The sequence below is a fragment of the Gemmatimonadaceae bacterium genome (assembly GCA_020851035.1).
GTDB lineage: Bacteria > Gemmatimonadota > Gemmatimonadetes > Gemmatimonadales > Gemmatimonadaceae > JACMLX01.
In genome coordinates this window covers 578369-591048 of sequence record JADZDM010000005.1, presented here as the reverse complement: position 1 = coordinate 591048, position 12680 = coordinate 578369, and the positions used below count along the sequence as shown (strand labels likewise).

The 12680-nt window shown below is 69.9% G+C and carries 11 protein-coding genes; 5 read left to right on the top strand and 6 right to left on the bottom strand.

Annotation, left to right across the window (positions count from 1 at the left end; genetic code table 11):
• Positions 1-495: 495 nt before the first annotated feature.
• The 5 genes from IT355_06300 to IT355_06280 form a co-directional block, all read right to left on the bottom strand.
• Positions 496-1266 (bottom strand): HEAT repeat domain-containing protein, encoded by a 771-nt coding sequence (locus tag IT355_06300; GenBank protein ID MCC7052861.1) that lies wholly within the window; start codon positions 1264-1266, stop codon positions 496-498.
• A 96-nt stretch (positions 1267-1362) separates the two neighbouring features.
• Positions 1363-2919, bottom strand: coding sequence for a hypothetical protein (locus IT355_06295; protein ID MCC7052860.1), 1557 nt, complete (start codon positions 2917-2919; stop codon positions 1363-1365).
• Positions 2920-3065: 146 nt separating this feature from the next.
• Complete coding sequence (locus IT355_06290; GenBank protein ID MCC7052859.1) at positions 3066-3683, bottom strand: ANTAR domain-containing protein; 618 nt, start codon at positions 3681-3683, stop codon at positions 3066-3068.
• Positions 3684-3840: 157 nt separating this feature from the next.
• Positions 3841-5841, bottom strand: a complete 2001-nt coding sequence (locus IT355_06285) for a PAS domain-containing protein (GenBank protein MCC7052858.1) — start codon at positions 5839-5841, stop codon at positions 3841-3843.
• Positions 5842-5966: 125 nt separating this feature from the next.
• Positions 5967-7346, bottom strand: coding sequence for an NAD(P)/FAD-dependent oxidoreductase (locus tag IT355_06280; GenBank protein ID MCC7052857.1), 1380 nt, complete (start codon positions 7344-7346; stop codon positions 5967-5969).
• A gap of 443 nt (positions 7347-7789) precedes the next feature.
• On the opposite strand from IT355_06280, the gene IT355_06275 reads away from it, so the two are divergent.
• The 5 genes from IT355_06275 to IT355_06255 all read left to right on the top strand — a co-directional run bounded on the left by IT355_06275 (position 7790) and on the right by IT355_06255 (position 11648).
• Positions 7790-8341 (top strand): hypothetical protein, encoded by a 552-nt coding sequence (locus tag IT355_06275; GenBank protein ID MCC7052856.1) that lies wholly within the window; start codon positions 7790-7792, stop codon positions 8339-8341.
• Between the two features lie 217 nt (positions 8342-8558).
• The gene (locus tag IT355_06270) at positions 8559-9104 is read left to right on the top strand and encodes a hypothetical protein (GenBank protein ID MCC7052855.1); all 546 of its coding nucleotides are present in this window, start codon (positions 8559-8561) and stop codon (positions 9102-9104) included.
• A 398-nt stretch (positions 9105-9502) separates the two neighbouring features.
• Complete coding sequence (locus tag IT355_06265; protein ID MCC7052854.1) at positions 9503-9895, top strand: DUF3224 domain-containing protein; 393 nt, start codon at positions 9503-9505, stop codon at positions 9893-9895.
• Positions 9896-9966: 71 nt separating this feature from the next.
• Positions 9967-10551: a rhomboid family intramembrane serine protease gene (locus IT355_06260; protein MCC7052853.1), complete on the top strand. Its 585-nt coding sequence runs from the start codon at positions 9967-9969 to the stop codon at positions 10549-10551.
• Between the two features lie 473 nt (positions 10552-11024).
• Entirely contained in the window at positions 11025-11648 is a 624-nt protein-coding gene (locus IT355_06255) for a hypothetical protein (GenBank protein ID MCC7052852.1), read from the top strand.
• Between the two features lie 442 nt (positions 11649-12090).
• On the opposite strand, the gene IT355_06250 is transcribed toward IT355_06255, so the two are convergent.
• Positions 12091-12639, bottom strand: a complete 549-nt coding sequence (locus IT355_06250; protein MCC7052851.1) for a hypothetical protein — start codon at positions 12637-12639, stop codon at positions 12091-12093.
• Positions 12640-12680 lie beyond the last annotated feature (41 nt).

The following is a 12680-nucleotide window of genomic DNA, read 5'->3' as shown; positions in this document are numbered from 1 at the left end:
GCCCGCGAACACCCTGGCCATCCAGCCGTCGCGCACCCGCGGTGCGAGCGTGCACCCACACCATGCCACCGAGGCCTGCACGCGCACGGAATCCACAACCCTCGTGCTTCACTACGCGCGCTAACGAGAATTGTACCGCACGATCCTAATGCGTCCCTAATACTGCCCCCGCAGATCACCGCCCCGCCAGTGTTATGCCGCCACTTCTCCGCGGCATAACCTCCCGAACGCTACCCGCTCCATGCACCGGAACCGCCCGCCCGCGAACGACTTACGCCATCCCGACCGCCGATCCCCCCGCCGGATGGACCGCGGAGATCGCCGCCTTTCCCCCAAACGGCGCCGAGCATCCGCCACGGGCACCCCACCCCCGCCGGGATCACGCGTCACCCACCAACACGGCACTGAGCGCCGCAGCCCGACACGCCCCCGCGTGGCAACGCCGTCGGTCCGCGCACCCGCGGCCCCATGCCGCGCCCCCGCCGCCACCCGGCGTCACGTGAGCTCCCGCACCACCCGCGCCGCCAGCGCACTCACATGCGGATGCCCGTCCCGCAGCAGCGGCGCCAGCAGGTGCACCACCCCCGCGTCATCCACGCGTCGGAGCGCATTCACCGCCGCGAACCGCACCTCCCAGTCCACATCCTCCAGCGCTGCCGCCAGCGGCGCCACCGCCGCCTCGACACCCAACTGCCCCAGGATCTCCACCACCTCCACCCGCACCGCCACGCCGGCCCGGTCGCCACGCAGCGCGTCCAGCAGCGAGGCCAGCGCCGGCACCGCCGCGACACCGAACGCCGCCACGGCATCACTCAGCGTGCCGCGCAGCTCCCCGCTGCCACCACCCTCGGCCAGCATCGCCACCAGCGGCGGCAACGCCCGCACGTCACGCAGGGTGCCCAGGGAGCAGACCACCTTCTGCACCACCGCCGCGTCGTCGTCGCGCAGGCCGGCCAGCAGCGCCGGCACCGCCCGCGCGTCGCCCAGCTTGCCAAGGGCGTGCGCGGCATGCACCCGCGCCGCCGGCGCGCCGCGCTGGAACACCGCGATCACCGGCAGCACCGACGGCGCGCCGATGCGCACCAGCGCCCACACGACGTTCTCACCCACGAAGAAGTCGGGCTCCACGCCCAGCCGCGACACGAGCACCGGCACCGCCGCCGGATCGGCCAGCTTGCCGAGCTCCAGCGCCGCCTCGATGCGCACGTTCTTCTCCCTGTGCAGCAGGCTGGCCGACCACGCGGCCAGTGGGGTGGCATGCACCATTCGTCCACGTCCTGGTCTGGGTTCCACCACTCGCCACCACCAGCGCCACCACCACGAACACCCTCCGCCAGCGACCGCCGCGACGCCGTCCCGCGACTACGGCACGGAGGCCGGACGCGCTGACGACGGCGGCGCGGCGCCCGGCGGGATCATGTCCTCGCGCGACACGATCCCGCGCTGCTGCTCCAGCAACGCCTCCAGCCGCGTCCCGGAAGCCGGGAGCCGCGTCGCGCCGGCCTGGCCGCCGAAGTTCATCAGCAGCAGCTCACCGGTGGGCGTGAAGATCACCGACCCCACCCACTGCTGCTGCAACGTCGTGAACCGCGCCACGCGCACGGCCCCACGCGGCAACACGCTCACGTTCCAGTGCAGCCAGGCCCCGCTGTCACCCTGCATACCGTACATCGAGAAGCGGTGCGGCACCGAGTCGGCAGGCACCCCCAGCAGCGCCGGCGCCAGCACGTCCTCGTACCCGTCCAGCGCGATCGACCAGGGGTTCGACGGCAGCGACACCTTCGGCTCCCGCGATCCGGAGTCGTGCAGGGCGCCGTCCGCCACCACCAGCACACGCCGGATCGGGCCGGGGTCCTGCAACGCGGTGCCAGGCTGCACCAACGTCACACCCACCAGCAGCGAGTCACGCCACACGGTGCGCAGCTCGTCACGCGCCCCGCTGCGCCGGAACTGGCGCAGCACCAGCGTGTCACCACGCCACTCGCGATAGTGCAGCGCCACGGTGTCGCGCGTGGTGGCACTCACGCTGCGCTCACCACGCCGCGAGAACGCCAGCACGAGATCCGCCGACGCGGAGTCCACGATCCGCTCCACGGTCCGCGACTCCACCCGGATCTGCACGGTGTCCTTCACGTCGTGCGGCGGCACCCAGCCGCGACCCGCCAGGTGACGCACCCGCTCCCGGAACAGCACCATCCCGTCCTGCACCCGCACGAACTGGCGCTCCACCTCGTCGCCCGAGAGGACGGTCCAGGGGTGCAGGATCTCCGCCGGCTGGTTGGGTCGCTGCCGCGTGAGGTCGCCCCGCGCGGTGTCCGTCACGTACCGCCGCGCCTCGACCACCGCCAGCCGGCCACCCAGCGAATCGATCGCCCCGACCGTCACGGGTCGCGCCGCCACCGACCGCGTGATGCTCCGCTGCAGCGGCGTCCGCAGGGTGTCGCTGCGACCACCGAGGTCGGGCCAGGTGACGCCGGACTGCAGGGCGGCACAGGGCTTCATGGTCAGCGGCGCGACGTCCTTCGCCAGCGCCTCCACATCACCGGTGATCCGCACCACGGCGCCGCTGGGCGCGTACTCCACCACCACCTGCGCCGGCAGGTCCGACAGTCCCAGCCGGATGCGTCGCAGCTCCAGACGATACCCAGTGGCCGTGCGACGGAGCACCCGGCGGTCCACGTAGTGCCGGTCGAAGGTGGCCCCGCTGGTGCGGGGCCCGCTGCCGCTGGTCTGCAGGAAGCGGGTGGCGGTGAGCATCCACCAGGGCACGTCGAACCGCGCACACGGCACGGGCTGGGCGCCGAGCACACCGGCCACCGGCACCAGCCAGAGGGCGGCACCCAGCAGCCACGGACGGAGCCCGCCCCTCGTACCGGCCCGCGCCAGCCCCGCCACCGCCCCGCCGATCCGTCCGGTCATGCCGTTCCTCCGAAGACGTCCATTCCCAGGTGCGGATTTTTCCTGCACATCCTGCACCGCCGCGCAGGCCACGCACCGGACACAGAAAGGGCGCGCCAGCTCGGCGCGCCCTCCCCGGTGGAACCCTTCGCTGCGCCGGCCGAGTGTCAGCTCAGGGCGGCGGCCTCGGACTTCTTCGCTCCCGGCTCGCTGTCGATGACCGCCTGTGCGATCTGCGACATCGGCACCGAGTTGTCCTGCGAACTCCGCTGCATGATGCGGTACGCCTCCTGCTCGGTGCTGCCGGTGCGACGCATCAGGATGCCCTTCGCCCGCTCGATCAGCTTGCGCTCCTCGAGCTTCTGCTTCCAGAAGGCGGCGTCCTGCCGGCTCTCGGAGAGCTCACGCGCACGGGCCACGGCCAGGCGCAGGGTGCTGTCGAGGATGCCCGGCGGGGCCGGCTTCGGGAGGAAGGCGATGGCTGCCGTCGCGCGCGCATCGTCGGCGCTCAGCGACACCGACTGGTCGCCGCTGAACAGCACCACGGCCGTCGGCGCGCCGGTGGCCGTGATCGCCTTGGCGGCGTCGATGCCGCTGCCGTCGGGCATGTGCACGTCGAGGAGCACGACATCGGGCACCACGTCAGCCGCCACCGCGACCGCCTCGCGCCCCGTGCCGGCTTCGCCGACGACGGCATACCCCATGGATACCAGCAACTCGCTCAGGAGCGGCCGAGCAAGGACGTCGTCGTCCGCGAGGACAACCCTGATCTGGGAGTCTGCCATGTGCCAGCCTGTTACGGAAAAACGTTGGGAAGGGAGCCCAGCCGGAGAACCCGTGCGGGGAATGTAGCCGGTGATTCCGGATGTGTGCGCCCCGTCGCGCGTCACCCACCTCACCCGAGCGTCGTGCCTTGCCTGTCGTCCTGGAAAACCCGCCGTCCTAGCCGGCAACCTGCGCCAGCAATTCCTCGGCCACCAGCGGCTTCCGCAGCGAGAAATGTGCGTCGGCCATGGCCTCGGGGCGCAGCTCCCAGCCGGTGATGACCCCGACCCGGATGTGCGGGAAGCGCTGCCGGATCCGCGTCGCCAGCTCGGTACCCACACCGTCCGGCAAGCCGATGTCGGTCACCACCACGTCGAACGGCGGCGCATCACCCACCAGCACGGCCTCCGCGGCCGACACCGTGGCCACCGCCACGACCTCGTGCCCGGCCATCTGCAGCACCTGCGTCACCAGCTCGCGACCATCCACGTGATCCTCCACCACCAGGATCCGGCGCGGCGCATGCACCGGCGCGTCGACCGCCGCCAGCGCCGGCGGCGTCTGCGCGGCAGGATCGGCGAGGGGGAAGATCAGCCGCACGGTGGTGCCGCGCCCCACCTCCGACTCGATCTCCACCCGCCCGTTGTGGCGCTTGATCACACCGTAGACCTCGGCAAGGCCGAGCCCGCTACCGTTGGCGCCCTTGGTGCTGAAGAACGGCTCGAAGGCCCGCTCACGCACCTCCGGACTCATGCCATGCCCAGTGTCGTGCACCTCCACGATGGCACTGGTCCGGTCCCGACGGACGGTGACCCCCAGCGTGCCGCCGCCCTTCATGGCGTCGAGGGCGTTCTGGATCAGGTTCAGCAGCGCCTCGCGCACCTCGCCGGCAACGGCCCGCGCCATCACCCCCTCGGCCAGCGAGCGCTGCAACGCCACCATCCCGCTCCCGCCCACCCGCTCGGCCCACAACGGACGCGTCATCGCGATCACCTCGTCGGTGATCAGCCCCAGGTCCACCATCGCACCCGGCGCCAGCGTGATGGGGTCCTGGCGCAGGAACCGCCCCACGCGCGACGCCGTCGCGGCCCCGGTCTCGGCCGCCCGCGCAATGCGCACGGCGTAGTCACGCACCTTCTCGGGATTGGTGGCGTGCAGCTGCAGCAGGTGCGCCGCCGCCACGATCGGGTTCAGCGCGTTGTTCACGTCGTGCATCACGCCCGCCGCGAGCTGCCCCACCGCGGCCAGCCGTCGCTCCCGGTTCCGCGTCTCCTCCAGCCGCGCGATCTCGGCCGTGCGCTCCTTCACCTGCTGCTCCAGGCGCTCGGCCTCGGTGCTCACGACGGCGTACAACTCGTTCGCCCGCCGCACCTGCTCGGCCAGCTCGCGCGCCAGGCGCGTGCGCTCGGTCACGTCACGCTCCACCGTCACCGCACCCACCACCATGTTGCTGGCGTCACGCAGCGGGTTGGAGTTCACCTCGATGATCTGCTCGCCGTCCGCACCACGTCGCACGCGCATGGTCTCGTTGCGCACCGCCTCACCACGCAGCGCACGCGCGGTGGGATGCTCGTGCACGAAGAGCGACGTGCCATCCACGCGACGCGGCAGGTCGGCACGCCACAGCTCGCGCAGCGACTCGAGGTCCTGCGCCATGTGGTCGTGCTGTGCCGCTGCATTCTCGCGCGTGATCACCCCCTGCTGGTCGAACACGCGCACCGACTCCGGCAGCACGTCGAAGATGGCCTCGAGCTGCGCCACGCTGCGCGCCAGCGCCTGCCGCAGCCCCTCGATCTCCGTCACCTCGGTGCCGACGATCAGCAACCCGCCCGACGACAGCGGCACGAAGGTGAGCTCCACCATCTGCAGCGCACTGGCGGTGTTGCGGAAGGCGACACGACGCGTGCGCGACTCCATGCGGATCGTCGCGGCGTCGATCTCGTCACTCAGGTCGGCGAGCGCGTTCGGGAACGCGTCGTACGCCGTCGGACGCCAGCCGGCCGGCACCAGCGCACCGATCAGCGTGCGATAGCGGAGGTTCGCGCGCATGAGCAGCAGCTCGGCATCGAACTCCGCGACGGCCAGCGGCAGCGCATCGAAGATGTGCTCGAGCCGCTCCACCGTGGCGTTGACGGTGGTCGCGTCGGGAAGCAGGGTCGTGGAACGGGGCAAGACCATGCTGTGAGGCTACGGGAACAGCGCGATCACGTCAACACGCGCGGCAAGACACGTCGACCGGCAGACACGACACGCCGCGGCACCGGCCACCGGCCAGCGTCGCCGCCGGCGGCCGGCACCCGCGCTCAGGCGGCCTCGCGCCCCGTCGCCCGACTGCCGGCACGCTCCCGTTCCCGCTCCCGGCTGGTGCGCAGCAGGCGGTGCGCGGTGGTGCCGGTGATCAGCCGCACGCCGCGCTGGTAGGTGAAGTACTGGTACGCCCACTGCACGAAGACGGTGATCCGGTTCCGGAAGCCGGCGAGATAGAGGATGTGCACGAAGAGCCACGCCAGCCAGGCGATGTTGCCCTGCATCCGGAGCTTCCCCACCGACGCCACGGCGCGGTGGCGGCCGATGGTGGCGAGGTCACCCTTGTTGAAGTAGGTGAAGACGGTGCGCGGCCGGCCGGCGAGGTCGGCGAGGATCCCCTTCGCCGCGTGCTCGCCCATCTGGTTGGCGGCGGGGGCCACCGAGGGCACGGTGCTGCCGCCGCTGCCGGTCACCGCAGCGATGTCACCGACGGCAAAGACCTGCTCGAAGCCAGGCACCGCGAGGTCGGCGCCGACGATCACACGGCCGGCGCGGTCGAGCGGCACGCCGAGCTGCCGCGCGAGGGGAGAGGCCTGGTTGCCGGCGCCCCAGAAGACGGTGTGGGCGGAGATGCGCTCGCCGCTGTTCAGCGTCACGCCGCCGTCATCCACACCGGTGACGACGGTGTTCAGGCGCACCTCGACGCCGAGGTCCTCGAGGTCGGCCTTGGCACGGGCACTGAGGTTCTCGGGGAACGGCGGGAGGAGTCGCGGCCCGCCCTCGATCAGGATCACGCGGGCCGAGGCGGGGTCGAAGCGGCGGAAGTCGTCCTTCATGGCCTTCTTCGTGATCTCCGGGATCATGCCGGCCAGCTCCACGCCGGTGGGCCCGCCGCCGACGATGACGAAGGTGAGGAGGGCGTCACGCTCACCGGCGGCGCTGGCCCGTTCGGCGGCCTCGAAGGACAGCAGGAAACGGCGGCGCATCTCGAGCGCGTCCTCGATGCTCTTCAAGCCGGGGGCGTTGGCCTCCCACTCCGGGTGCCCGAAATAGGCGTGGCGGGCGCCGGCGGCGAGGATCAGGTAGTTCCAGTCCACGGTGGTGGTGCCGCCGTCGAGCGTGATCCGGTGCGCAGCCGCGTCGATCGCGTCCACCTCGGCCATGATCACGGTGACGTTCGGCTGGTGGCGGAGCATCCAGCGGATCGGGACGGTGATGTCGGCCGGGTTGAGCACGGCCATGGCCACCTGGTAGAGGAGTGGCTGGAAGACGTGGTGGTTGGTGCGGTCGACGAGGGTGATGCGGACGTCGGCGCGGGCGAGGGTGCGCGCGGCGGTGAGTCCGGCGAACCCGCCGCCGATGATCACGACGTGGGGTCGCGGATCGCTGGCGTGGGTGCTGGTGATCCGGGTACTGGTGTTCGGCTCCGCGTGCATGACGTCTCCTTGGGTCGCTGTGCGGACCCGGTTCGGCGGCCGGCGCGGGGGAGCGGTCGACGTGGTGCGAACGAGCGATGGCGCGCTGGGGTGCCATCGAGGCGGTGCCATCGTGGCGGTGCCCGAGAGGCGGTGCCTGGATGGCGAGGCGGCCCGGGGTGTGTTGCGAGGACGGGTGCCGCCAGCCAGCGCTTGTGAAAGATTTCACAAGCTGGTGTCAGGCGCAAGCTGACGGGGATCGCCCCACACTCGGGGACGGCAATTCCCTGCCTCGACTCACGTAATTGGTTGAGTCCGGCAAGGGATTGGCCCCGGAAATGCAATCAACGACATTCCGGTACGGTCGGAATTCGTTCGCGGAGACGGGTTGCACAGCCAGGCTGTGTTCCCGGTCCACGGACCTGACGCCGCAGCGATGACGCTGCGAGACCAGGAGATGAACCATGTTGCTTCGCACCACCCGTTCGGACGCGCCCCTCATCGCTGCGTCCGCTGCGATTGCCATCACCGGAATGCTGATCGCCCGCAACGGCGAGTCACTTTCCCTCTGGCCCATGCTGGCGGCAGGATGCGCCGCTGCGGCCGTGATCATCGCCCCACGCATCGCCCGCCACTTCGCCGCCGACGACGAGACGCTCGACATCTCGCCGTGGGGGGTTCGTCACCACCTGGGCGATGCCCTGCACGAGTCCGTCGGCTGGCGCGAACTCAGCGAGGTGCTGGTGATGACCAGCGCCGGCGACCGCGATGAGGAGGACATGTTCATCCTGTTGCGTGGTCGCAACGAGAATACCGTGGTGATCCCGCACACCCTCGCGGTCGAGTCCGGCATCATTAGCGAGCTTCGCAGCAGACTCAGCAACTTCGACGACCTGGTCTTCGCCGACGCATTGTCGGACCGGTCGAACAACATGTTCGTGGTCTGGCGCGCCCCCGATGAAGCCCCGGTGACCGAGGAACGGTCCCGCCCGGCACTGCTGGCCCTCACGAACTGAGCAGTTCCGGCGCCGCAGCCCCACTGTCCTCCCGAAGGGCGACCCCACCCGGTCGCCCTTCGGCGTTCCGGACGCTGCCAGCCTGCGGCCCACGCCAGCCTGCCAGCAACGAAGTACCCAACCAAATGCCCGTTGCGCTGGTTACTGGGCCCGCCTGACATTGCGCGGCCCCAGTACGCGCATCACCCGACCAGCCCGCCCCCGAGCCACACACCCCTTGGACCAACGCCCGCGCATCGCCATCGACATGGACGAGGTGCTCGCCGACACGGCGGTCCACCAGCTCGCGTGGTACGCACGCGACTTCGGCCCCGGCCTCACCCGCGCCGACCTGCACGGCCGGCACCTCTTCTCGGTGATCCCGCCAGAACACCACGAGGCCGTGCGCGCCCACCTGATGCACCCCCGCTTCTTCCGCGACATCCCGGTCATGCCCGGTGCGATCGACGCGGTGCTGGCACTCGGCGAGCGGTACGACCTGTTCGTGGCCAGTGCGGCGATGGAGCACCCGGTGAGCTTCGGGCCCAAGTTCGAGTGGCTGCGCGAGCACTTCCCGATGATCCCGCCGTCCCGCTGCGTCTTCTGCGGCGACAAGAGCGTGCTCGGCGCCGACATCCTCATCGACGACAGCCCCTACCAGCTGGTGCAGTTCCGCGGCGAGCCGGTGATCTTCACGGCGCCGCACAACGTGCACGAGTCACGCTTCCGCCGCGTCCAGAACTGGCCGCACGCCGTCTCGGAGCTGCTGGCGAAGACCGGCTGAACCCCACAGCCCCTGCGGCTGGTGGAGACCGCGCAACGGCTCTCCGACCCCACGCCGTTGCCCTCCCCGTCGTCGAGCCGTTCATTCGTCATCGCCGTCTCTCCTGATCGCCCTCCTGCGTCCCGCCTTCTCGCGTTCTGCTGTCTTGCTGTTCTGCTGTCTTGCTGTTCTGCTGTCTTGCTGTTCTGCTGTTTTGCTGTTCTGCTGTCTTGCTGTTCTGCTGTTTTGCGTAGGCTGTTCTGCTGTTTTGCGTTCTGCTGTTCCGCCCTTCCACTGTTCCGCCGTTCCGCTGTTCCGCCGTTCCTCTGTTCTGAAGTTTCGCCGTTCTGCTGCCCCGCGTTCGCCGTGCAGCGCCCTGCGGCAGTGTGCGACAACCCGAAATGACCAGGAGCCTGGAGATGGAAGCACGTGGCACGTTCGAGGTGCAGATCACGCCGCTGCCCGCGGATGATTATTCGGATGGCCAGACGATGGGCCGGATGTCCCTCGACAAGCAGTTCGCGGGCGACCTGTCCGGCACCGGCAAGGGCCAGATGCTCACCGGCATGGGCGCCGTGAAGGGATCGGCGGCGTACTCGGCGATGGACCGGATCACCGGCACGCTGGCCGGGCGGAGCGGGAGCTTCATCCTGCAGCACACCGGGATCATGTCGCGCGGCGGGCAGTCGCTGGTGATCACGATCGTGCCGGACAGCGGCACCGGCGAGCTGACCGGGATCGAGGGGACGCTGCAGATCATCATCGAGGGGAAGCAGCACTCGTACGTGCTCACCTACACGCTGCCCGGCTGACTCTTTTCGCGCGCAGCGGCGTAGGAACCTGAGACGCCCGCGACGCCTGTCCGGGCCTGGCCAGGAGCGGCATGAAGACCAGCGTGGCACGCACATCCCGGCAGGTGGCACGGTCGCTCAAGGCGCAGACCGTGGCGCTTGGCGCGTCGGTGGGGGCGATGTGGGGTGTGTTCGGGGTGAACGTGCTGCTGGGGGGTACGCTGCTGCAGTACGGCATCGTGCCGCGCACGAGTGACGGGCTGGCCGGGATCGTGGTCGCGCCGTTCCTGCACGCGAGCCTGAACCACCTGCTGGCGAACACGGTGCCGTTCGCGCTGTTCGGGTGGCTGGTGATGCTGCGCGACCGCCGGCACTTCCTGGTGGTGACGCTGCTGGCCGCGCTGTTGTCGGGCGTGGTGGCGTGGACGCTTGGCGCGCCCGGGACGGTGCATGTGGGGGCGAGCGGCGTGATCTTCGGCTATCTCGGCTTCCTGTTGCTGAGCGGGTGGTACGAGCGCAGCTTCGCGAGCATCGCGCTGAGTGTGCTGGTGGCGGTGTTGTGGGGCGGGATGGTGACGCAGGTGCTGCCCGGGGTGCCGGGGGTGAGCTGGCAGGGGCACCTGGGCGGGTTCCTCGGCGGGGTGCTGGCAGCGCGGGTCTACCGGGTGCGGCGGTGATGACGCGGGCGCAGGGTCCGGGCACCTGACCGTTCAAGGGCGTTCAAGGGGACGGAGATCTTGAACGGCGCACGCCTGATTGCGTTCAGGATCCCCGTCCCCTTGCACGCGCATGTCGAACGCGCATGTCGAACGCGCATGTCGAACGAGCTCCGATTGAACGCCGCGACCTCGAACTGATCAACGGCGAGACCACGGAGGGCACGGAGCCACGGAGAACAGCATGAACTGCCTTTGGGAACTGCGTGTGCGCGGCAGCGTTGACCAGGCGCGCGCAGTTCCAAAGAATCAGTTGTTCTCCTCCGTGCCTCCGTGACCTCCGTGGTCTCGTCGTCCATCAGTTGCAGTTGAAGTTGAAGTTGCAGTTGCAGTCGCAGTTGCCGCTGCAGTTGCAGTTGCAGTCACGACAGCAGCTCTGGTGACCGTGACCATCCCCGCGCCCCACGGCGCCACTGCTGCGGGAGGTGCCAGCGATGATCGACCCGGTCGAGATCCGGCTGGCGACGCCGGCTGACGTGGCGCGCATCTTCGAGGCGTTCTACGCGGTGCCGCGGCCGTTCCTGTACACGCGATCCGTGGCGGACCTCGACCGGATCCGCGAGCGTGGACAGCTGGTGTGCACCGTGGAGACGCGGGGAGCCGGGCGCGTGCTGACCTCGTCGTACATCCAGCCGGCAGCGGCCGACGATTGTGACGGGCTGGCGCAGCTCGGCGGTGGCATCGTGCACGAACGCCTGCGTCGCACCGGGATCATGCGACTGATCGGGGCACTGTCCCTCGCACACTGGCTGCGCTTCCACCCGGGGACGACCATCGAGTCGCGGGTGGTGGCCGCGAACCGGGAGCCGATCCGCCCGTTGCTGGAGAGCCTGGGATTCGTGTGCCAGCCGGAGCTGCTCATGGAGGATCCGGCGGAGCATGCCGAGGGGATGCGACACTGGCCGCGCGACGAGCAGGGGCGGATTCCCGTGGAACGGTGGCACTCGACGGTGCAGACCGCGGATCGTGCGGTGGAACTGATCCGTGCGTTCCCCGGGTACGTCGGCCGCGCCGACGATCGGGTGGCGTGCAGCATCGCGAGGGCGCTCGAGCTCTGACCGCCGGTGCGCTGGGTACGCTCACGGGTGGATGCACGCAGTATTCAGTGCACTGTCACCGGATTCCCACGGGTGGATGCACGCAGGAATCAGTGCACTGTCACCGGATTTCTTCTAGTGCACTGTCACCGGATTTCCGCAGTAGTCAGTGCACTGTCACCGGATTTCTTCTGTCACCGGATTCCTTCTCTCACAGGATGCCTTCGAACCTGCTCCGGTCGGGCACGGAGATCTGAAACTGATCAACAACGAGACCACGGAGGTCACGGAGCCACGGAGAACAGCATGAACGGCCTTTGGGAACTGCGTGTGCGCGGCAGCGTTGGCCACGCGCGCGCAGTTCCAGGAAGTCAGTTGCTCTTCTCCGTGCCTCCGTGACCTCCGTGGTCTCGTCGTCCATCAGTTGCAGTTGCCCTTGCAGTTGCCGCTACACGGTGCAGTGCTAGCGCCGGCGACCGCCGCGACCGCCGCCGATGATGATCGGGACGCCGTAGAACCCGGCGTAGTAGGGCCGGTAGCCCCAACCGTAGCCGCCGAAGGGGCCGTAGAAAGGATCGTAGAACGGGCTGCCCCAGCCCACGCCGAGTCCGACGCGCATGTTGGGGTTGGCGCGGCGCTCATCGCGGTCGTTCTTCGTGCGCACCTCGAGCGGCGCGACCGCTACGCTGGGATCGCCCAGCAGGTCGCTGCACTTCCGGTCTTCCTTTTCGGCCTTCGCCACCAGCCGGCCGTTCATCCAGAGCTCGAGCGCCTCCTTGGACCGCGACTCCAGCTCCACGATCTCGTGGGCGCCGAGCGTGAGCGGCGTGTGCTCGGTGCCCTTGGTCACCGCGTACTCCAGCGCCACCGGGGTGCCGCCGTCGTTGCGGATGATGAAGCGATCCTCGCAGAGCGACCCGAACGTGATGTGCGTGACGTCGGCGATCGGCCGGCGGGCCACCTCGCTGACCTGCGCGCCGAGCGAGCCGGCCGAGGTGACTCCGGCAGCCACGAGGGCCACCAGGACCGGGCGCCTCGTGCCCGGGCGCGTAC

Bases quoted from the DNA above. Each gene is read 5' to 3' on its own strand.
- IT355_06300 (MCC7052861.1), bottom strand. From the start codon at position 1,266: ATGGTGCATGCCACCCCACTGGCCGCGTGGTCGGCCAGCCTGCTGCAC.
- IT355_06295 (MCC7052860.1), bottom strand. From the start codon at position 2,919: ATGACCGGACGGATCGGCGGGGCGGTGGCGGGGCTGGCGCGGGCCGGT.
- IT355_06290 (MCC7052859.1), bottom strand. From the start codon at position 3,683: ATGGCAGACTCCCAGATCAGGGTTGTCCTCGCGGACGACGACGTCCTT.
- IT355_06285 (MCC7052858.1), bottom strand. From the start codon at position 5,841: ATGGTCTTGCCCCGTTCCACGACCCTGCTTCCCGACGCGACCACCGTC.
- IT355_06280 (MCC7052857.1), bottom strand. From the start codon at position 7,346: ATGCACGCGGAGCCGAACACCAGTACCCGGATCACCAGCACCCACGCC.
- IT355_06275 (MCC7052856.1), top strand. From the start codon at position 7,790: ATGTTGCTTCGCACCACCCGTTCGGACGCGCCCCTCATCGCTGCGTCC.
- IT355_06265 (MCC7052854.1), top strand. From the start codon at position 9,503: ATGGAAGCACGTGGCACGTTCGAGGTGCAGATCACGCCGCTGCCCGCG.
- IT355_06260 (MCC7052853.1), top strand. From the start codon at position 9,967: ATGAAGACCAGCGTGGCACGCACATCCCGGCAGGTGGCACGGTCGCTC.
- IT355_06255 (MCC7052852.1), top strand. From the start codon at position 11,025: ATGATCGACCCGGTCGAGATCCGGCTGGCGACGCCGGCTGACGTGGCG.